General features: G+C 64.9%; 14 protein-coding genes. 6 read left to right on the top strand and 8 right to left on the bottom strand.

Going from position 1 to position 18,592, the window contains the following annotated elements; genetic code table 11:
• Positions 1–183: 183 nt before the first annotated feature.
• The 4 genes from O0880_RS21705 to O0880_RS21690 all read right to left on the bottom strand — a co-directional run bounded on the left by O0880_RS21705 (position 184) and on the right by O0880_RS21690 (position 1,828).
• On the bottom strand, positions 184–711 hold the full coding sequence (locus O0880_RS21705) for a hypothetical protein (protein ID WP_289888700.1): 528 nt from the start codon (positions 709–711) through the stop codon (positions 184–186).
• A 12-nt stretch (positions 712–723) separates the two neighbouring features.
• Positions 724–1,194: a CreA family protein gene (locus tag O0880_RS21700; protein ID WP_289888699.1), complete on the bottom strand. Its 471-nt coding sequence runs from the start codon at positions 1,192–1,194 to the stop codon at positions 724–726.
• Between the two features lie 63 nt (positions 1,195–1,257).
• Positions 1,258–1,446, bottom strand: a complete 189-nt coding sequence (locus O0880_RS21695; RefSeq protein WP_065306721.1) for a DUF1653 domain-containing protein — start codon at positions 1,444–1,446, stop codon at positions 1,258–1,260.
• A 10-nt stretch (positions 1,447–1,456) separates the two neighbouring features.
• Positions 1,457–1,828 carry a hypothetical protein gene (locus O0880_RS21690; protein WP_071324797.1) on the bottom strand — a complete coding sequence of 124 codons (372 nt, stop codon included), beginning with the start codon at positions 1,826–1,828 and terminating at the stop codon, positions 1,457–1,459.
• A gap of 581 nt (positions 1,829–2,409) precedes the next feature.
• On the opposite strand from O0880_RS21690, the gene xth reads away from it, so the two are divergent.
• A complete protein-coding gene (gene xth, locus O0880_RS21685; RefSeq protein WP_071324798.1) occupies positions 2,410–3,174 on the top strand; it encodes an exodeoxyribonuclease III in 765 nt (254 codons plus the stop codon).
• Positions 3,175–3,207: 33 nt separating this feature from the next.
• Here the strand turns inward: xth and O0880_RS21680 are convergent, their stop codons facing one another.
• Positions 3,208–6,864: a bifunctional diguanylate cyclase/phosphodiesterase gene (locus O0880_RS21680; protein ID WP_289888698.1), complete on the bottom strand. Its 3,657-nt coding sequence runs from the start codon at positions 6,862–6,864 to the stop codon at positions 3,208–3,210.
• Between the two features lie 212 nt (positions 6,865–7,076).
• On the opposite strand from O0880_RS21680, the gene prpR reads away from it, so the two are divergent.
• From prpR to O0880_RS21655, 5 genes are all read left to right on the top strand, one after another.
• Positions 7,077–8,702 (top strand): propionate catabolism operon regulatory protein PrpR, encoded by a 1,626-nt coding sequence (gene prpR, locus O0880_RS21675; protein WP_289888697.1) that lies wholly within the window; start codon positions 7,077–7,079, stop codon positions 8,700–8,702.
• Between the two features lie 35 nt (positions 8,703–8,737).
• Positions 8,738–9,661 carry a phytanoyl-CoA dioxygenase family protein gene (locus O0880_RS21670; RefSeq protein ID WP_289888696.1) on the top strand — a complete coding sequence of 308 codons (924 nt, stop codon included), beginning with the start codon at positions 8,738–8,740 and terminating at the stop codon, positions 9,659–9,661.
• A 101-nt stretch (positions 9,662–9,762) separates the two neighbouring features.
• The gene (locus tag O0880_RS21665) at positions 9,763–10,632 is read left to right on the top strand and encodes an alpha/beta hydrolase (RefSeq protein ID WP_289888695.1); all 870 of its coding nucleotides are present in this window, start codon (positions 9,763–9,765) and stop codon (positions 10,630–10,632) included.
• Positions 10,633–10,635: 3 nt separating this feature from the next.
• Positions 10,636–11,691: a histidine kinase gene (locus O0880_RS21660; protein WP_289888694.1), complete on the top strand. Its 1,056-nt coding sequence runs from the start codon at positions 10,636–10,638 to the stop codon at positions 11,689–11,691.
• Complete coding sequence (locus O0880_RS21655; RefSeq protein ID WP_289888693.1) at positions 11,688–12,395, top strand: LytTR family DNA-binding domain-containing protein; 708 nt, start codon at positions 11,688–11,690, stop codon at positions 12,393–12,395. Before O0880_RS21660 ends, O0880_RS21655 begins: the two co-directional genes overlap by 4 nt.
• Positions 12,396–12,410: 15 nt before the next feature.
• Here the strand turns inward: O0880_RS21655 and O0880_RS21650 are convergent, their stop codons facing one another.
• The 3 genes from O0880_RS21650 to clpS all read right to left on the bottom strand — a co-directional run bounded on the left by O0880_RS21650 (position 12,411) and on the right by clpS (position 18,591).
• A complete protein-coding gene (locus O0880_RS21650) occupies positions 12,411–15,770 on the bottom strand; it encodes a S41 family peptidase (RefSeq protein ID WP_289888692.1) in 3,360 nt (1,119 codons plus the stop codon).
• A 221-nt stretch (positions 15,771–15,991) separates the two neighbouring features.
• Positions 15,992–18,292 (bottom strand): ATP-dependent Clp protease ATP-binding subunit ClpA, encoded by a 2,301-nt coding sequence (gene clpA / locus O0880_RS21645; RefSeq protein WP_071324805.1) that lies wholly within the window; start codon positions 18,290–18,292, stop codon positions 15,992–15,994.
• Entirely contained in the window at positions 18,289–18,591 is a 303-nt protein-coding gene (clpS, locus tag O0880_RS21640; RefSeq protein WP_034751577.1) for an ATP-dependent Clp protease adapter ClpS, read from the bottom strand. The genes clpA and clpS overlap by 4 nt, the downstream gene beginning before the upstream one ends.
• Position 18,592 lies beyond the last annotated feature (1 nt).

The raw sequence follows: 18,592 nt of genomic DNA, 5'->3' as shown, positions 1-18,592 counted from the left end.
GACCAAAACCTGCTGCGCGGGGCCATGGGCGGCCGGCGATGCTCGCTGTACATAAAGTACAGCTGCGCTTGCCGGCCACCACCAGCTCCCGCTCGCGATGGTGCTGTCCGGCGTCCAGATGCCGTAAAAAAACCGCCAGGTCACCGTGACCATGGCGGTTTTTTTGCATTGATGACGCGCTATTTAATAGACGACAGGGTCGGGAATCGGCGACGGCGCCACCGTCGGCTGCACAACCGGCTGCGGCGTGGCCTCGCCCGGCATCGCGGGCGGTTTCGCGGCGACTGCTGCGGGCGGCGGCGCCATGCGCGCCGGGTCCTGCATGACGATGGTCAGGACGGATGGGTAGTCGAAGCCGGCGCCCGTGTTGCGGTCGACGAAATAGCCGACGCCCAGGGTCAGGATGACATTGCCCCAGACGCTGCCATTAAGCTTGGGATCGATGCTGCCGTCCGTCGCGATGGCGGGCGAACCATGCTTCTTGCAGTCGACCTTCAGCGGTTCGCGGCTCTTGCGGATGGTGATGCGCCCGGGCGTGGTGACGAACCACTTGCCGACGTCATTGCTGAGGATACAGCCGGCGCCATGCAGCTCGCGGTTATCCTGGATGGTTTGCACCAGCACCATCTGCTCGGTGTTGCCGGTCAAGGTGGCGCAGCCGCCCAGGCCAAACAGCAGCGATGCGGACAGGGCACTGACGGGACGGCGCATCGCGGCCCCCCTCTAGCGCACGGGAATCGGCTGGTCGCCAGGCACGGCGACGGCGGTGACGCTGTTTTTCGGGCTGCCTTCGATCAGGCGGTCCGAATACACGAGGTAGACCAGCGCATTGCGCTTGCTGTCGACCATGCGCACCACGCGCACGTGCTTGAAGAAGATCGAGGCACGCTCGGTGAACACTTCTTCCTGGCGCGGCAGCTTGCCCTTGAATTGCAGCGGCCCCACCTGTCGGCAGGCGACGGCCGCATCGGCCTTGTCTTCCGCCAGGCCGACGGCGCCCTTGATGCCGCCCGTCTTGGCGCGCGACAGATAGCAGCTGACACCCGACACGCGGGGATCATCATAGGCTTCGACGACGATCTTGTGGTCCGGGCCGATCAGCTTGAAGACCGTGTCGACGGAACCGATGGTTTCGGCATGCACCGGGGCGCACGTGGCGCCCAGCAGCAATGCGGCGGCCAGCAATTTATGCATGAAAGTGACACCTTGAAGTAAACCTGCGTGAAGTAACCCTGCGGGCACGCACGATGGCTGCCATCAGTTAATGGGGGCAAATCGCTGCACCATGACGCCCTCGACTTCGATCAGCTGAAAGAACACGTCTTTCGGCCGCGTCCAGATCGAGCCGTCAGCGGCGCGATAGACGATCATCGGCGTCAGATCCGATTCCAGCGTGGCTTCGCATACCAGTTCGTAAATGCCGCCCTTGTAGTGCCGATAACGCATCGCCGTCCCCTCAAGCCGTGGAATCTTCGCTCTTGTCGTCGGCCAGTGCCTTCTGTTTCATCTTCAGGCTCTGGATCACTTTCAAAATGCCTTCCATGCCGGCGGCGCCTTCGGCACCGCTGAAGGCGTCCAGCACCTCATTGAGCACCTTGTTGCGCACCGTTGCCTCGTCGGACGACATCTCCAGCGCACGCTGCGCCTTCGCTGCCTTTTCGGCCGCGCTGACCCGCGGCTTGGTTGCCGTCTTGCCATGCGTCAGAGCCGCCTGCCAGATGACCCAGCGGCGCTGGGTCTCGAAAATCAGGTACTCGTCCGGTTTGTCTTCTCTTCGCCGCACAATGTGGCCGTCACGCTGCGCCCACGCTTCAAATGCAGTTCGCATTTTCTTCCTTTGCAAATGCTACGCGCAAGTCTCACTATTAAAACTGCAACATTTCAAAATAGTACCATCTATTGATGTCGCAAAACAGTCTCATAGATATAGTACTGCAATTTATATAACAAGTCTGGCGGCGCCAAGGACGGACTCTACGTTCCGCCCCGGGCACAGTGGTCATGTAATTCGGAATAGCAATTACAACTAATTACAACTGCTTCCTGTCTGGTTGCCAACTTGGCCGTAACAAAGCTGTGTGACACAGTTGTTACATTGTGCCATTTTAGTAGTTTTTATCGCGTTTTAGCGAGAAACTTTACACCTTTGTCGCGTTAAAACGCGATACGCAGCGCAGCGCGCCAACCACTTATGCCAAATCAAACATAGGGGTTGATCAATCATACACAAAAACATAATATTCATGCGCCACGATTGGTTAAAAATAAATACTTTTTTTATATTCATTTTCCTTCCAAGCAAACAAAGCAGGCGCTCGGCAAGCCTGGCACGACGCCGGCGACACGCATGCGGTAAGATTCGCGCCTATCGACACCATATCGTCACCTATTCAAGCAAGGATTTTTCCCATGAAATTAGCCACCTGGAACGTCAACTCGCTCAAAGTGCGCCTGCCGCAAGTGCTGCAGTGGCTGGCAGACAACCCGGTCGACATACTGTGCCTGCAAGAAACCAAGCTGACGGACGACAAGTTTCCCGTCGCCGACATCGAGGCGGCCGGCTACCAGGTGGTCTTCAGCGGCCAAAAGACCTACAACGGCGTGGCCATCCTGTCGAAGCTGCCGATCACCGACGTGGTGAAGAACAATCCGCGCTATGAAGACGCGCAGCAGCGCATCCTGGCCGCCACCATCGGCGGCGTGCGCGTCGTCTGCGCCTACGTGCCGAACGGCCAGAGCGTCGACTCGGACAAATATGAATACAAGCTGGGCTGGCTGGCCGCCCTGCACGACTGGCTGGCCGAAGAGGCGCAGCAGCACCCGCAGCTGGCCGTCGTCGGCGACTACAATATCGCGCCCGACGACCGCGACGTGCACGACCCGGTCGCCTGGGAAGGCCAGGTGCTGGTCTCGGACAAGGAACGCGCCGCCCTGCAGCGCCTGTTCGACATCGGCCTGACGGACGCCTTCCGCCTGTTCGAGCAGGCGGAAAAATCGTTCAGCTGGTGGGATTACCGCCAGTTGGGCTTCCGCCTCAACAAAGGACTGCGCATCGACCACATCCTGCTGTCGCCCGCCCTGGCTGGCCGCTGCACGGCTTGCGTGATCGACCGCGTGCCGCGCAAGTGGGAACAGCCGTCCGACCACGCACCTGTCGTCGCCACCATCGATTGACCGATCCGGAGCGCCTGGCGGCGGCGCAGCAGCTTATGCCCGGCGCTCCAGCAGCGCCTGCGCATTCGCCGCCGGCACGGGCGCCGAAAACAGATAGCCCTGCGCGTAGCGGCAGCCATGCGCCTGCAGCAGGGCGAACTGCTCCTCCGTCTCCACCCCTTCGGCCACGGCCGACAATTGCAGGCTGTCGGCCAGCGCGATGATGGCGGCCACGATGGCGCGGTCCTCCCCGCTGTGCTCGAGGTCCTTGATGAAGGCGCGGTCGATCTTGACCTTCTTCACGGGGAAACGCTTCAGGTAAGCCAGGCTGGAATAGCCAGTGCCGAAGTCGTCGATCGACAGGCGCAAGCCCATGCCATTGATCTGGCGCAGAATCTCCAGCGTATGCTCGCCATGCTGCATCAGCGCCGTCTCGGTAATCTCGAATTCCAGCAGCGCCGGGTCGATGCCGGTTTCCCGCACCACCGCGCCGATGGCCGCCACCAGGCCCTTGTGCATGAACTGGCGCGGCGACAGGTTCACCGCCAGCGGCACCGGCTGCAGGCCCTGGCGCTGCCAGGCCATGCTTTGCGCGCACGCCTGGCGCAGCACCCATTCGCCGACCGGCACGATCAGGCCATTTTCCTCCATGATGGGAATGAAACGGTCCGGCAGCACCAGGCCGTGGCCGGGACGGCGCCAGCGCAGCAGCACTTCCATGCCGTGCAGGCGGCGCGTGGCGATATCGATGACGGGCTGGTAAAACAGCTCGAACTGGTCTTGCGCCAGCGCCGTGCGCAAGCTGCTTTCCAGGTCGAAGTGCAGGGTCGCCGCCTGATTCATCGTCTGCGTGAAAAACTGGTAGTTATTGCGGCCATTGCCCTTGGCATGGTACATGGCCGCATCGGCATGGCGCATCAGGGCATCGACATCGCCGCCATCGTCCGGATACACGCAGATGCCGATCGACGGCGTGACGTGCAGCACGTGGCCGTCGAGAGGAAAGGCGGGCGTCAGGGCCTCGATGATTTTCTCGGCCACGCGCGCCGCTTCATCGCCTCCGCGTATGCCCGGCACCAGCACGACGAATTCGTCGCCGCCCAAGCGCGCCACCGTATCGCTGGCGCGCACCGCGCGGCACAGCCGGCCGGCCACTTCCTTGAGCAGCAAATCGCCCGTCATGTGGCCCAGCGAATCGTTGATGGTCTTGAAGCGGTCCAGGTCGATGAACATCACGGCCAGCTTGCGTCCGGAGCGCTGCGACGCCAGCATGGCGCGCTCCAGGCGGTCCGACAGCAGCGCGCGGTTCGGCAAGCCCGTCAGGTTGTCGTGGTAAGCCATGTGATGCACGCGCGCCTCGGCCTGGCGCCGCTCGACGATCTCGCCTTGCAGCAGCAGGTTGGCGCCGGCCAGTTCGGCCGTGCGCTCATGCACGCGCAGTTCCAGCTCGTCGCGCGCGCGGCGCACCGCTTCGGCCGCCTCGCGGCGCGCCGTCACGTCGTCCACCAGCCACACCGAGCGGCCATGCGTATGCGCCAGGTCGAACGGCCGACCGGACAGGCGCGCCCAGAAACGGCTGCCGTCCTTGCGCACCAGCTGGTATTCGGACATGTGCACGCGGCCCGCCTTGAAATCGCGCGCCGTCTCGCTGCGCGCCGCCTTCCAGGCCGCCACGTCCGGATACAGGGCCTGCACGGACAGGCCGTTCATTGCGCCGGGCGCATAGCCGAACAGCTCCTCCATCTTGCTGTTGCTGCGTAAATTGAAGCCGCCCTCCACCACCGAGATGCCCAGCACGGCGCTATCGAGGATGGCCTGGTTTTCCAGCAGCGCGTTGCGCAAGGACTCTTCGGCGCGCTTGGCTTCCGTGCGGTCCTCGATGATCCAGATGGTGCCCGCGGTGGGGTCGTCCGGATTGACGACATAGGCGATCAGCTGCGCCCACAGCGTGCTGCCGTCGCGACGCATCATCTCCACTTCCGTCTGGAATGGCTTGCCCACCGAGAGGAAGGGGAAGGCCGCCGCGCCCAGCAAGTCGTACGACTGCTGCGATACATACAGCGCGCGCCCCGGCAAGCCCAGCGCCTCGTCGCCGCTGTAGCCGAACATGGCGGCAAAGCCCAGGTTGTAGCGCGTGATCTGGCGGTTCTTGGTAAACAGGATGCTCACCGAGGCATTCGTCATGATCGCCGCCACTTCCATCTGCGCCTGCCGGCTGGCGGTGACGTCTTCGAGTATCCAGATGGCGCCCTGCTCGCTGTGCGCCTGGTCGACGGCCTTGGCGCGGATGCGGCACCAGAACAGGCTGCCATCGCGGCGGCGGAACAGCGATTCGTCCTGCTCGTACGGCAAGCCCTGCCCCAGCAGCGGCGTCGCCTGCACGCCAAACTCCTCGTAGGCGGCGGCCGACGGAAACAGCTCGGCGGCGGGCAAGCCCGTCATTTCGTCCTGCGTGTAGCCGAACATTTCGGCGAAGCGGGGATTGCAGCGCAGGACCAGGCGCGCGCGTGAAAACAGGATGCCGACGGAGGCGTTGTCGAGGATGGCCTGCTGCTCCAGCATCAGCTGACGCGTCGCCTCCTCGGCCGCCTTTTGCGCGCTGCGGTCGTCGAACAGCCAGATCGTGTCGCGCAGCGCGCGGTCGGCCTGGTTTTCCGGATTGAGCACATAGCCATACGCCAGCGCCCAGAAGGTGGTACCGTCGCGGCGGCGCATCTCCATCTCGCCCTGGAACGGCAGGCCGCGCCGCAGCAGGGGCGAGGCCTGCCGCACCACGCTCTCATAGGCCGCGCGCGACGGATACAGGTCGACCACCGGCAAGCCCACGCCGCTGTCGCCGTCGAAGCCGAAACACTGGGCGAAGCGCCGGTTGTAGCGCAGCACGCCCTTGTCGCGCTGGAAACCGATGGCCAGCGGCGCGTTATCCATCACCGCCTGCATTTCCAGCAGGGCGCGGCGCAACTGATCCTCGTCACGCCGGTGGTCGCTGATATCCTCGATGATCCACACCGTGCCGTCGTGCGTATTCAGCGGGTCGACGGCGCGTCCGTGCAGCCGGCTCCAGAACAGCGTGCCATCCTGGCGCCGCAGTTCCAACTCGGTGCGGTACGGCTTCCCTTTGGACAGCAGCGGCGCCGCTTCCAGTCCCAGTGCGCGGCAATGCTCAGCGGAGCGGTACAGCACCGCGCCGGGCATGCCGGTCAGCTGGTGGCGCGCATAACCGAGCATTTCGGCGGCGCGGATATTGCACTCCTCGATGAAGCCGCCCTTGGAAAAGACGATGCCGACGGCCGCGCTTTCCAGGATGGCCTGCTGCTCCAGCAAGGTCTTGCGCAAGGCCTGCTGGTCGCGCTGCTGCACGCTGATGTCGGCAAACACGAGGGTCGCGCCCGGCAAGCCATCGCCCGCCGGCAGCGGCTTGGCCCACACCTGCACGGCGATGGCGCGGTCCGCGCCCTGCAGGCTGCTGTCCCAGTGCCGCTCGCGCCCCGCCGCGCCCAGCGCGCCGCGCAGCATGCTGGTGCTCGAGACGCGGTAGGCGTCGCTGAAACAGTCGGCCAGCAGCCGGCCGGAAATATCCACACCCAGCAGGGCGATCAGGGCGCCGTTCGCGGCCACCACCATGCCGCAGGCATCGCAGGCGCAGGCCGGCAAGGCGATCAGCTGCAAGGCATCGGCGATGAAATCGGGACTGGTCGGTACGCGGTTCATGGACACCATGGGTCGGTTAAAGGCGGGTCGGACATGCGCCTGGACTAGCCACGCTTCCAGGCATCATGGTGCTGCTAGATCATAAACCAGTTTCCAGGGGTTTTTTCATATTCCTTCGTGGCAATATCTGAAACACCACAGACCAGTTGCAACGCGCTTGTTGCAATGACGTTGCAGCGCAAAATAATGAAACAAATCGTTTAAAATAAAGCATGCGCCGTCCCTCCCATCCCCCGCTCGAGCACCGCGACAAGCCCGTCATCTGGACCGTCTCCGTCTCGCGCCTGTTCGACCTGTTTCGCGACATCACGCTCGAATACGACGACCTGGCGGCGATCGAACCGATCAACCTGGGCTTCGACGACGCCGTGCGCCACATCCGCGAACGCATGGCCACGGAGCGCTGCGACGCCGTCATCGCGGCCGGCTCGAACGGCGCCTACCTGAAGGGACGCCTGTCGGTGCCCGTCATCATCGCCAAGGCCAGCGGCTACGACGTGATGCAGGCACTGGCCCGCGCGCGCCGCATCTCGCCGCAGATCGGCGTCGTCACCTACCAGGACCCGATGCCGGAACTGGCCGAATTTGCCGCCACCTTCGGCTTCCAGATTTTTCAGCGCACCTATGCCACCGAAGAAGACGCGCGCGCGCAGATCAATGAACTCAAGGCGGCCGGCGTGAAAGCCGTCGTCGGCGCGGGCCTCGTCACCGACCTGGCCGAGGAAGCGGGACTGGCCGCCGTCTTCGTGTATTCGGCCACCTCGATCCGGCGCGCCTTCGACGATGCGCTGGAACTGGCGCGCCTGACCCAGCTCGAATCGGGCCGTAGCAGGCGCACGGCGGTGGCCGATACCTTGCGCGCGCGCCACGGCCTGCACGACCTGCGCGGCGAATCCGAGGCGATGGAGGCGCTGCGCCAGTCGGTGGTGCTGTTCGCCCGCTCGCCGGCGACGGTACTGATCCAGGGCGAGACCGGCAGCGGCAAGGAACTGGTGGCGCAGGCGATCCACCGCGAAAGCCCGCGCAGCCTGGGCGCCAACCGCCCCTTCATCGCCATCAATTGCGGCGCCATCGCCGAATCCCTGCTGGAGTCGGAGCTGTTCGGCCACGAGGATGGCGCCTTCACCGGCGCGCGCCGGGGCGGCCATGCGGGCCTGTTCGAAGCGGCCAACCACGGCACCCTGTTCCTCGATGAAATCGGCGAAATGCCGCTGGCCCTGCAAACGCGCCTGCTGCGCGTGCTGGAGGAGCGCGAGGTGGTGCGCGTGGGCGGCACGCGGCCCATCGCCATCAACGTGCGCATCATCAGCGCCACGCACTGCGACCTGGAGCAGCGCATCCGCGAAGGCCGCTTCCGCGCCGACCTGTTCTACCGCCTGGCCGTGCTGCGCCTGCATCTGCCGGCCTTGCGCGAACGCGCCAGCGACATTCCCGGCCTGGCCGAATGGTCGCTGAAAAACGCGCTGGCGGCGCTGGGCGCCCGCCCGCATCCGAACCTGCACGCGGAAGTCCAGGCGTGCGCGCCGCTGCTGCGCCGCTACGACTGGCCCGGCAACGTGCGCGAACTGCGCAACCTGGCCGAGCGGCTGGCGCTGTTCCTCGCCGCCGAACCGCTGCAGGCGCTGACGCCCGCCTTCGTGCTGGGCGTGGCGCCCGAGCTGGCGCAAGGCTCAATCGCGGCGCCGCTTGCGCCAGTGCCAGCAACCGCCGCGCCGCCGCGCCTGGCAGACGAAAGCGCCAGCGCCGTGCTGGCGCGCTTCGGTGGACGCCGCGATGCCGCCGCCAGCTACCTGGGCATCAGCCGCACGACACTATGGCGCCGGCTGCGCGCCGGCTGACACCTCCTCCTTCCCCCTGCCACCACTTGGACACCATGGACGACTGGCTTTCCCTGCACCGCTTATGGCAGCATTGCACCACGCCCCCCGGCACGCCCGGCACCAGGGCGCTGTCGAACGACAACCGTGAAATCAGGGCGCTGTATGGGCTGGGCATTTCGCTGGAAGACGCGCTGCAATTCCTTCACCAGCAGCAGCCATCGCTGGACGCCTTCCAGGGCTGGCTGGCCGCGCGCACGCGGGTGCGCCCGTCGCACGCCGCGGACGGACATGCAGACCTGCTGTCCGCCAGCGACCTGCGCTTCTTCGAGGAACATGGCTACCTGGTGCTGCGCGGCGCAGTGCCGCGCGAACAATGCCTGGCCGCCCGGCAGGCCATCTGGGATTACCTTGGCGCCAGCGCCGACGATACGGCGTCGTGGTACCAGCCGCACCCCGGCAAGCGCGGACTGATGCTGCAGTTTTCCGACCATCCCGCGCTGGAGGCGAACCGCCACGGCGCGCGCATCCGCCGCGCCTACCAGCAGCTGTATGGCAGCAGCGCCATCTACCCCTCCATCGACAAGGTGAGCTTCAATCCACCCGAGACGGCCAGCCACCGTTTCCTCGGCAGCGCACTGCACTGGGATGTCAGCCTGCGCCTGCCCGTGCCCTTCAAGCTGCAGGGCATGCTCTACCTGAGCGACTGCCCGGCCGACCATGGCGCCTTTCACTGCGTGCCCGGCTTCCAGCACCGCCTCGGGCCATGGCTCGACAGCGTGCCGCCGGATCGCCAGCCCCGCGAATGGGCGGTAGAAAACCTGCGTCCCGTGCCCGTCGCGGGCGACGCGGGCGATTTCATCATCTGGCACCAGGCCCTGCCCCACTGCGCCACCGCCAACCGCGGCGCGCTGCCGCGCATGGTGCAGTACCTGACCTACCTCCCGGACCAGGGCGTGGACCAGGAAGAGTGGATTTGAGCGCCGGCGCCGCCACTCATCCTCGCCTGCCACCGCTCATCCCGCCGTGCTGGCGCGGCGCCGCGCGCGCCGCTAGCATCATGCCAAGGAGGTAACACATCATGAAACGAACGATGCAAAAACTGTTTTTACTCGGCGCCTTGCTGGCCAGCGCCGCCCAGGCGGCGACGCCCACCGCATTCACCGTCAACGTCACGGGCCAGGGCAGTCCCGTCATCCTGATTCCCGGCCTGGCCTCGTCGGGTGACGTGTGGCAAGGCACGGTGGCGCGCCTGTGCGGCCCGCAAGGCGCGCGCCAATGCCATGTGCTGACCCTGGCCGGCTTTGCCGGCGTGGCGCCCATCGGCGGCGACTTGCTGGCCCAGGCGGAGCAGCAGCTGGCCGACTACATCACCGAAAAAAAACTGGGCCGGCCGGCCATCATCGGACATAGCCTGGGCGGCTTCCTGGCCTTGAAAATGGGCATTGACCATCCGGCGCAGACGGGCAAGCTGGTGATCGTCGACTCGCTGCCGGCCCTGGGCGCGACGCAACTGCCCAGCATCACGCAAGAACAGCTGCAAGCGATGTCGTTGCAGATGCAGGCGGCCATGCGGGCCCAGGACGCGGCCAGCGCCAGCGCCAGCCAGCGCCGCACCGTCGCCAGCATGGCCAGCGCGCCGGCCGACGTGGAGCGCATCATCGGCTGGGGCCAGCGCTCGGACCGCGAAACCGTGATCCAGGCCATGGGCACGCTGATGGCCAGCGACCTGCGCCAGGACGTGGCGAAAGTGACCTCGCCCACGCTGGTCCTGGGCACCTGGATCGCCTACAAGGATTACGCGCCGCGCGCCGCCATCGAAGCGACCTTCCAGCAGCAGTATGCGCAGCTGCCGGGCGTGCAGGTCGCGCTGGCCGACACGGCGCGCCATTTCATCATGTACGACCAGCCGGACTGGATGTTCGGCCGCATCGAACAGTTCCTGCGCTAAGCCATGACGCCACTCCACCGCCCTTCGCTGCTGGCCCGGATCAACTGGTACTGGACCTTCCAGCTGGCCGGCTGGAGCGCGCTGGCCCTGTTCAACAGCGTGTACGGCGGCTCCTCGGAGCTGCGCATCGTCGCCACCATCGCCTGCTGGGGCTCGCTGGGCGGCCTGCTGCTGTCGCACCTGTGGCACGGCGTCCTGCGCCGGCGCGGCTGGGCGGCGAACGGCTTGCGCTGGAAACGCGTGCTGCCGTCGCTGTTCCTGCTGGCGGCCGTCCAGACGGCCAGCGTGGTGATCGCCTTCCACGTCATGTATCCGCCCGATGTCCTGCACGGCATCGCCTGGCTGCCTGGCGCGCTGCTGTTCTGGTTCGGCGTATTCCTCGCCTGGACGGTGTTTTATTCGGCCGCGCTGTCGCTGCGCCGCGTCAACCGGCTGGAAGCGGAAACCCTGCGCCTGCAGCTGCATGGACGCGAAGCGGAGCTGCGCGCACTGCAGGCGCAGGTCAATCCGCATTTTTTCTTCAATAGCCTCAATAGCGTGCGCGCGCTGATCTTCGAAGACCGCGACGCGGCCGCGAACATGATCGACCAGCTGGCCGGCCTGATGCGCCACGCGCTGCAATCGGGCCAACACGCGACGGTGCCGCTGGCGGCCGAACTCGACGCCGTACGTGCCTACCTGGCAATCGAGCAGATACGTTTCGAATCGCGCCTGCGCGTCAGCTTCGACATCGCGGCGGAACTGGAAGCGACAGGCGTGCCGCCCATGTCCCTGCAGACGCTGGTGGAAAACGCCGTCAAATATGGCGTGGAAACCAGCCAGGACGGCAGCGACATCCGCATCGCGGCGCGGCGCGCCAGTCCCGCAGGGGGCGTGGCGATGCTGCAGATCGAGGTGGCCAACACGGGCGCCCTGCGTCAACCCGGCAGGTCCACCAGCGTCGGCCTGCGCAATGCGCGCCAGCGCCTGCAGCTGGCCTGCGGCGCTGACGCCGGCCTGGAATTGCGCGAACAGGCGGGCTGGGTGTACGCCACCATGTCCCTGCCGGAGCAGCCATGAACGCACCGCCACTCAAGGTGCTGCTGGTCGATGACGAGCGCCTGGCGCGCGCCGAACTGCGCCGCCTGCTGGCCGCGCATGCGCAAGTGGACATCGTTGGCGAGGCGGCCAGCGCCGCCGAAGCCATCGCGCAGATCGCCAAGCTGCAGCCCGACCTGCTGCTGCTCGACGTGCAAATGCCGGGCGGCTCGGGCTTCGACCTGCTGGCGGCCCTCGACGCGGCCCCGGACGTCATCTTTTGCACGGCCTTCGACCAGTACGCGCTGCAAGCCTTCGAAGTAAGCGCCCTCGATTACCTGCAAAAGCCCGTGCAGGCGGCGCGCCTGGCGGCGGCGCTGGTCAAGGTCGACGCGCGCGTGCAGGCGGCGCAGCCGGCGCCGCGCAAGGTCTTCATCAAGGATGGCGAGCGCTGCTGGTTTGTCGCGCTCGACGACATCCGTTTGCTGGAATCGGAAGGCAATTACGCGCGCGTGCACTTCGCGGGGCAGCGCCCGCTCATGCTGCGCTCCCTGAACCAGCTGGAAGAACGCCTGCCTCCCGCGCAATTCTTCCGCGCCAACCGGCGCCAGATCGTCAACCTGGCGCACGTGGCCAGCGTCGCGCCCAACGCGGCCGATGGCCTCGACCTGCACCTGCCCGACGCCAGCGTGGTCGAGGTGTCGCGCCGGCGCGCGCAGCAGTTCAAGGCCATCACCAGCCTGTAGCGGGCTGGCGCGCGCTTACTTCAGCGCCGGTATCGGCTGCGCCTGGAATGCAGGCCGCGGCTGTTCCTTGAGCTTTTTCGCCAGCATCTCAAGCGCCACGTCCAGCTGGCGGTCGCCGCCATTGAAAGTGGCGTGCGGCGGATTGTCCACCTCCACGTCCGGCACCACGCCCACGCCTTCGATCAGCCACTGGCCGTCGATGCCGAACTGGCCGTTTTCCGCCACGCGCGCCATGCCGTTGTCAAGCAGGCGCGTATTGTCGCTGAGCCAGACGCCGGCGCCGGCCGTGCGCTTGCCCACCAGCGGCGCCAGGCCCAGGGCCTTGATGCCGGCGGCGAAGGTCTCGCCATCCGAATACGTGAGTTCATCGACCAGCACCACCAGATGGCCACGGAAGGTGTTCTGCATGTTCGACGACGGCTGCACGCCGGGCGGCGCCCAATAGGCCCAGGCCTTGCGCAGCAGTTTTTCGATGATCCAGCTGTCGATATTGCCGCCGTTATTGCGGCGCACGTCGATGATCAGGCCTTCGCGGTTGATATTCGCATAAAAATCGCGCGCGAACGAGGCGATGTCGTTCGGTCCCATGGCGCGCAGGTGCAGGTAGCCGACGCGCCCCTGCGAGGCGGCCGCCACCTGTTCGGCACGGCTCAGTTCCCAGTCGCCATAGCGCAGCGCCGTCTGTTTTGCCATGGTCACGGGCTTGACGATGACGGCGCGCGGCGCGCCGTTGCCCCGCGTCACCTGCAGCAGCACCTGCTTGTCGGCCTGGTTCAGCAGCAAATCGCTGATGTCGCGCGCGCCCAGCACGTCCTTGCCATTGACGGCCGTGATGATGTCGCCTGCGCGCACGTCCACCTCGGGACGCGACAGCGGCGCCCGCTCGGACGGCAGTTCCGGCTCGCTGCGGTAGATATGCTCGACCCTGTAGCCGGCACCCGTGCGCGCCAGCACGGCGCCGAGCCCCGCCGGCGTGCCTTCCTGTTCCGTGCGGCGCAGTTCGCCGGAACGGATCTGCGAATGCAGGGCGCCCACTTCGGCCACCATCATGCCCAGCACGTCATTGAGTTCGGCGCGGTCCGTCACGCGCTCGACCAGCGGCGCATACTTGTCGCGCGCCGCCTTCCAGTCCACGCCGCGCATCTTTGCGTCGTACAGGAAATCGCGGTGCAAGCGCCAGGCATCGTTGAACATCTGTTTCCATTCCAGGCGCGGATTCGACACAAACGTCCAGTCGTCAACTTTGACTTTTGCCTTCGACAGGTCGCCTGGCAGCTTGGCGCCCGCCTCGACCACGAGCATCTCGCCCGGGCCCGTCGCCGCTGCCGTACGGTAATACAGGTGCTTTTTATCCTGGGCCAGGTCGAATTCGCGCACATTGGCCACCAGCAGCTCCGGCTTGGAGCCCGTATTGCCGATCGCCAGGGTCTTCAGGCTGGATTTGCGCTCGCTGCCTTCCCGCTCGAGGAAATACAGGCGCTTGTCGTCGACGGCCAGCGCGCTGTAGTTACCAGCAGGCAGCGGCACCTCGTACAACCGTTCGGGAAGGCCTGGCATGACGATGGCCGGCAGGGCGGCCGGCGCCTTCTTCACGGCGCTCTTGCCGCCGGCCTTTTCCAGCGCTTTTTCCGCCGCCAGTTCGGCCGCCTTTTCATCGTCCGTCTCGGCTGGCTTGACACCGGGCCGGCTCAGCTCATCGTCGGGCTGGAATGGGAAACGGTTGCCTGGCTGCAGCGCCAGCGCATACACGCCCGTGCGCTTGTCGAACACGGGCCCCATGTTGCGGTCGCCCCACGGCGAGCCATTGGCCAGCTGGAAATTGCGCGCCGACATGAAATACAGCCACTTCCCATCGGGTGAAAACACGGGCGAGCCGGAGGTATAACGGTCGCTGGTGACGAACTGCAGCTGTTTCGACGCCAGGTTGTACAGGCCGATCTGCTCGCGCTGCGCATCGCTGGCCACGCGCACGAGGGCCAGGTTGCGGCTGTCGGGCGACCATTGCACTTCATCGTGCTTGTCCACGCCCGCCTTGCCCGCATCGTCGATCAGCTGGTTGGCCCGGTTCGCCAGGTCCAGCAGCCAGAAACGGCCCTTCTTGTCCGAGTGCGCCAGCCAGCGCCCGTCCGGCGACGGGTACAGTTTCCAGCGGTGATTGTCGCCCTGCGTCGTCAGCTGCTCGCCCTGACCCGAGCCGTCGGCGGCGAATTTCCAGATTTCATTTTCGCCGCTCGTGTCGACGATGGCGAAGACGGACTTTTCGTCGCTGGAAAAGACGGCGTCGCGCGCACGCGCGCCTTCCGGAATGGCGATGTCGACGCGGCGCAGGCTGCCCGTGCCGGCGATGCTGACGCGGCCCCGCGCAGTGAGGATGATGCGCTCATCCTTGCCGGACAGCTGGACATTGCTCAAGGTATCGAGCGGCGAGCGGATCTGGCGCGCGCGCTGCTGGTCGAAGTCGGACACCAGGCTGATGGCCAGCGCCGGCGAACCCGCCGACGTGCCTGGCGCATTCAAGTCGAGCACGTGCAAATCCGCGCCCAGCTGGTAGACGATCCGACCGTCGCCGAGCGCCGCATTGCGCACGTCCCACTGCGTGTGCGCCGTCAGGGCGCGGCGGTCGGTGCCGTCAGGCAGCATGCTCCAGAGATTGTCGCTGCCGCCTTCGTCGCTGATGTAATAGACGCGGCCCTGCCACCACATGGGGCGCTTGTTGTTGCCAGCCGACACGGCGGCATCCGTGTGCATGGGCACGGCTTCGGCCTTGCCGTCCAGGCCATAGCGCCACAGCGTCGCATGCGCGCCGCCACGGTAGCGGCGCACATTGTCGTTGGTCATGGCCAGGCCGAAACGCGTGAAATAGAGGGTAGTGCCGGCATCGTCGAGCACGGCGTCATTCGCGTCGGCCACGGGAAACACGCGGCGCGTCTGTTGCACGGGGTCGATGGCGGCGACGATGCGACGCGAGGCGGGGCCGTCCGTATTTTGCGTGCTGACCAGCACTTCGCCCTGCGCCGTCCAGCCCAGCACCAGCACGCCGCCATTGTCGTACGAGATACGGCGCGGCAAGCCACCGGCCAGCGGCATCACATACGCTTCCTGCGCCCCCTCGTAGGCGGCGGAAAACGCCAGCCACTGGCCATCGCGCGACATCGCCGCATTCGTTTCATAACCGGGATGCGTGGTCAGGCGCTGCGCCGCGCCACCGCGTATATTGCTTTTCCACAGGTCGCCTTCGGCCGTGAAGACGACGGTGTCGCCGCGCACGGCGGGAAAGCGGAAATAGCTGCCGGCAGGCGCGGCAGAGGCAGCGGCGGCGCTGCCCAGCAGGCCGGCGGAAAACAGGAGGAAGGCGAGAGTACGGGACATTTTCATGAAGCAGTCTTTCAACAAGCTATGAGCGGACATGGAAGCGAAACGACGCGGGAAGTGTGGCATGGCCGACATCGGATCATGATTCTTGCATAGCTGAAGCAAAAGCAATACCTATTTTTAAACAAGGTAATTTCCACCACAGTTTCCCTGGCAAGCGGTAGGCGCGTAAAAAAACCCGCGCCACTTGCGTGGGCGGGTTTTTCGGAAGGGGCAGGAAGCGCTTATTCCACTTCCACCGTTTCCGGTGCGGCCGTCGGCGCCGCGTCAGGCGGTTCCGGGAACTCCAGCAAGACCTGTTCCTTGTCGTCGAGGTCGACGGTGACCCGTCCGCCGGTGACGAGGCGGCCGAACAGCAGTTCGTCGGCCAGCGCCTTGCGGATCATGTCCTGGATCAAACGCGCCATCGGACGCGCGCCCATCAGCGGATCGAAGCCTTTCTTGCCGAGGAAGGTGCGCAGTTTCTCCGTAAACACGGCTTCGACCTTTTTCTCGTGCAACTGCTCTTCCAGCTGCATCAGGAACTTGTCGACCACGCGCAGGATGATTTCCTGGTCCAGCGCGCGGAAGCTGATGGTCGCATCGATGCGGTTGCGGAATTCCGGCGTAAACATGCGCTTGATGTCGGCCATCTCGTCGCCCGCCTGCTTCGAATTCGTGAAGCCGATCGACGTCTTTTGCAAGCTTTCCGCACCCGCATTCGTCGTCATGATGATGATCACGTTGCGGAAATCGGCTTTGCGGCCATTGTTATCCGTCAAGGTGCCATGGTCCATGACTTGCAGCAGGATATTGAAAATGTCCGGATGGGCTTTTTCAATTTCATCGAGCAGCAAGACCGCATGCGGTTTCTTGGTGATCGCTTCCGTCAGCAAGCCGCCCTGGTCGAAACCGACATAGCCCGGCGGCGCGCCGATCAGACGGCTGACCGCATGGCGTTCCATGTATTCCGACATGTCGAAACGGATCAGCTCGATACCGAGGATGAAGGCCAGCTGCTTGGCCACCTCGGTCTTGCCGACGCCGGTCGGACCGGAGAACAGGAAGGAGCCGATCGGCTTGTCCGTCTTGCCCAGGCCGGCACGGGCCATCTTGATGGCCGAGGCCAGCGCATCGATGGCCGGATCTTGCCCGAACACAACATTACGCAAGTCGCGGTCGATCGTCTGCAGCTTGCTGCGGTCGTCCTGGTTGACCGTTTGCGGCGGAATGCGCGCGATCTTGGCGATGATGTCCTCGATCTCGGCCTTGCCGATGGTTTTCTTTTGCTTCGACTTCGGCAGGATGCGTTGCGCCGCGCCCGCCTCATCGATGACGTCGATCGCCTTGTCGGGCAGATGGCGGTCGTTGATGAAGCGCGCCGCCAGCTCGGCCGCCGTCGACAGGGCCGAAGCCGAATATTTCACGCCATGGTGCTCTTCGAAGCGCGATTTGAGGCCGCGCAAGATTTGCACGGTTTGCTCGACGGTCGGCTCGTTGACGTCCACTTTCTGGAAGCGGCGGCTCAAGGCATGGTCTTTCTCGAACACGCCGCGGAATTCCGTGTACGTGGTCGCGCCGATGCATTTCAGCTGGCCGTTCGCCAGGGCCGGTTTCAGCAGGTTGGACGCGTCCAGCGTGCCGCCCGACGCCGAGCCCGCACCGATGATGGTGTGGATTTCGTCGATGAACAGGATGCCGTTCGGATTGTCCTTCAATTGCTTGAGCACGGCTTTCAGGCGCTGTTCGAAGTCGCCGCGGTACTTGGTACCGGCCAGCAAGGCGCCCATGTCCAGCGAATACACGACGGCATTCTGCAGGATTTCCGGCACATCGCTTTGCGTGATGCGGTAGGCCAGGCCTTCGGCGATGGCCGTCTTGCCCACGCCCGCCTCGCCGACGAGCAGCGGATTGTTCTTGCGGCGGCGGCACAGGATCTGGATCACGCGGTCGACTTCGTCCTCGCGCCCGATCAGCGGGTCGATCTTGCCTTCGGCAGCGGCCTTGTTCAGGTTTTGCGTGAACTGGTCGAGCGGGCTTTCCTTCGGCTGGCCATCGACGGGCGCCTCTTCCACGCCTTCCGACGCTTTCGCGCTTTCCGTCGACTGGTCCTTGCGCACGCCGTGCGAAATGAAGTTGACCACGTCCAGGCGCGTCACGCCCTGCTGGTGCAGGTAGTAAACAGCGTGCGAATCCTTTTCGCCGAAGATGGCCACCAGCACATTGGCGCCCGTGACTTCCTTCTTGCCGTTCGACGCGGACTGGACATGCATGATGGCGCGCTGGATCACGCGCTGGAAACCAAGCGTCGGCTGGGTGTCGACTTCGCCCGTGCCAGGCACGGTCGGCGTGTTATCGCCGATAAAATTGGTGAGGGTCTTGCGCAGGTCTTCAATATTGACCGCGCAGGCACGCAATACCTCAGCAGCGGAGGGATTATCCAGCAGTGCCAGCAGTAAATGCTCAACCGTAATGAATTCGTGCCGTGCCTGCCGAGCTTCGACAAACGCCATGTGCAAACTTACTTCTAATTCCTGCGCAATCATACTTCCTCCATCACGCACTGCAGGGGATGCCCCGCCTTGCGCGCATGCGTTAAAACGAACTCCACTTTGGTACACGCTATATCTTTAGAGAACACGCCGCACACTCCTTTGCCGTAGCGATGAACACTGAGCATGATTTGCGTCGCCGTTTCACGGTCCTTGTTGAAATACTCCTGAATGATGGCCACCACAAATTCCATCGGGGTGTAGTCGTCATTGAGCAAGGCTACCTGGTAGAGCGGTGGCGGCTTCAGCACTTGCCGCTCCAGCAGGGTTTCTGTGTCGTGCTTGGTTGCCATA

Source organism: Janthinobacterium sp. SUN118 (assembly GCF_030397695.1).
Taxonomy (GTDB): Bacteria; Pseudomonadota; Gammaproteobacteria; order Burkholderiales; family Burkholderiaceae_D; genus Janthinobacterium.
This window is presented reverse-complemented; position numbering and strand designations above follow the sequence as displayed.

Coding starts and splice junctions, on each gene's coding strand:
- clpA (WP_071324805.1), bottom strand. CDS start 18,292: ATGATTGCGCAGGAATTAGAAGTAAGTTTGCACATGGCGTTTGTCGAA.
- O0880_RS21695 (WP_065306721.1), bottom strand. CDS start 1,446: ATGCGTTATCGGCACTACAAGGGCGGCATTTACGAACTGGTATGCGAA.
- O0880_RS21650 (WP_289888692.1), bottom strand. CDS start 15,770: ATGAAAATGTCCCGTACTCTCGCCTTCCTCCTGTTTTCCGCCGGCCTG.
- O0880_RS21665 (WP_289888695.1), top strand. CDS start 9,763: ATGAAACGAACGATGCAAAAACTGTTTTTACTCGGCGCCTTGCTGGCC.
- O0880_RS21700 (WP_289888699.1), bottom strand. CDS start 1,194: ATGCATAAATTGCTGGCCGCCGCATTGCTGCTGGGCGCCACGTGCGCC.
- xth (WP_071324798.1), top strand. CDS start 2,410: ATGAAATTAGCCACCTGGAACGTCAACTCGCTCAAAGTGCGCCTGCCG.
- clpS (WP_034751577.1), bottom strand. CDS start 18,591: ATGGCAACCAAGCACGACACAGAAACCCTGCTGGAGCGGCAAGTGCTG.
- prpR (WP_289888697.1), top strand. CDS start 7,077: ATGCGCCGTCCCTCCCATCCCCCGCTCGAGCACCGCGACAAGCCCGTC.
- O0880_RS21670 (WP_289888696.1), top strand. CDS start 8,738: ATGGACGACTGGCTTTCCCTGCACCGCTTATGGCAGCATTGCACCACG.
- O0880_RS21680 (WP_289888698.1), bottom strand. CDS start 6,864: ATGAACCGCGTACCGACCAGTCCCGATTTCATCGCCGATGCCTTGCAG.
- O0880_RS21690 (WP_071324797.1), bottom strand. CDS start 1,828: ATGCGAACTGCATTTGAAGCGTGGGCGCAGCGTGACGGCCACATTGTG.
- O0880_RS21705 (WP_289888700.1), bottom strand. CDS start 711: ATGCGCCGTCCCGTCAGTGCCCTGTCCGCATCGCTGCTGTTTGGCCTG.
- O0880_RS21660 (WP_289888694.1), top strand. CDS start 10,636: ATGACGCCACTCCACCGCCCTTCGCTGCTGGCCCGGATCAACTGGTAC.
- O0880_RS21655 (WP_289888693.1), top strand. CDS start 11,688: ATGAACGCACCGCCACTCAAGGTGCTGCTGGTCGATGACGAGCGCCTG.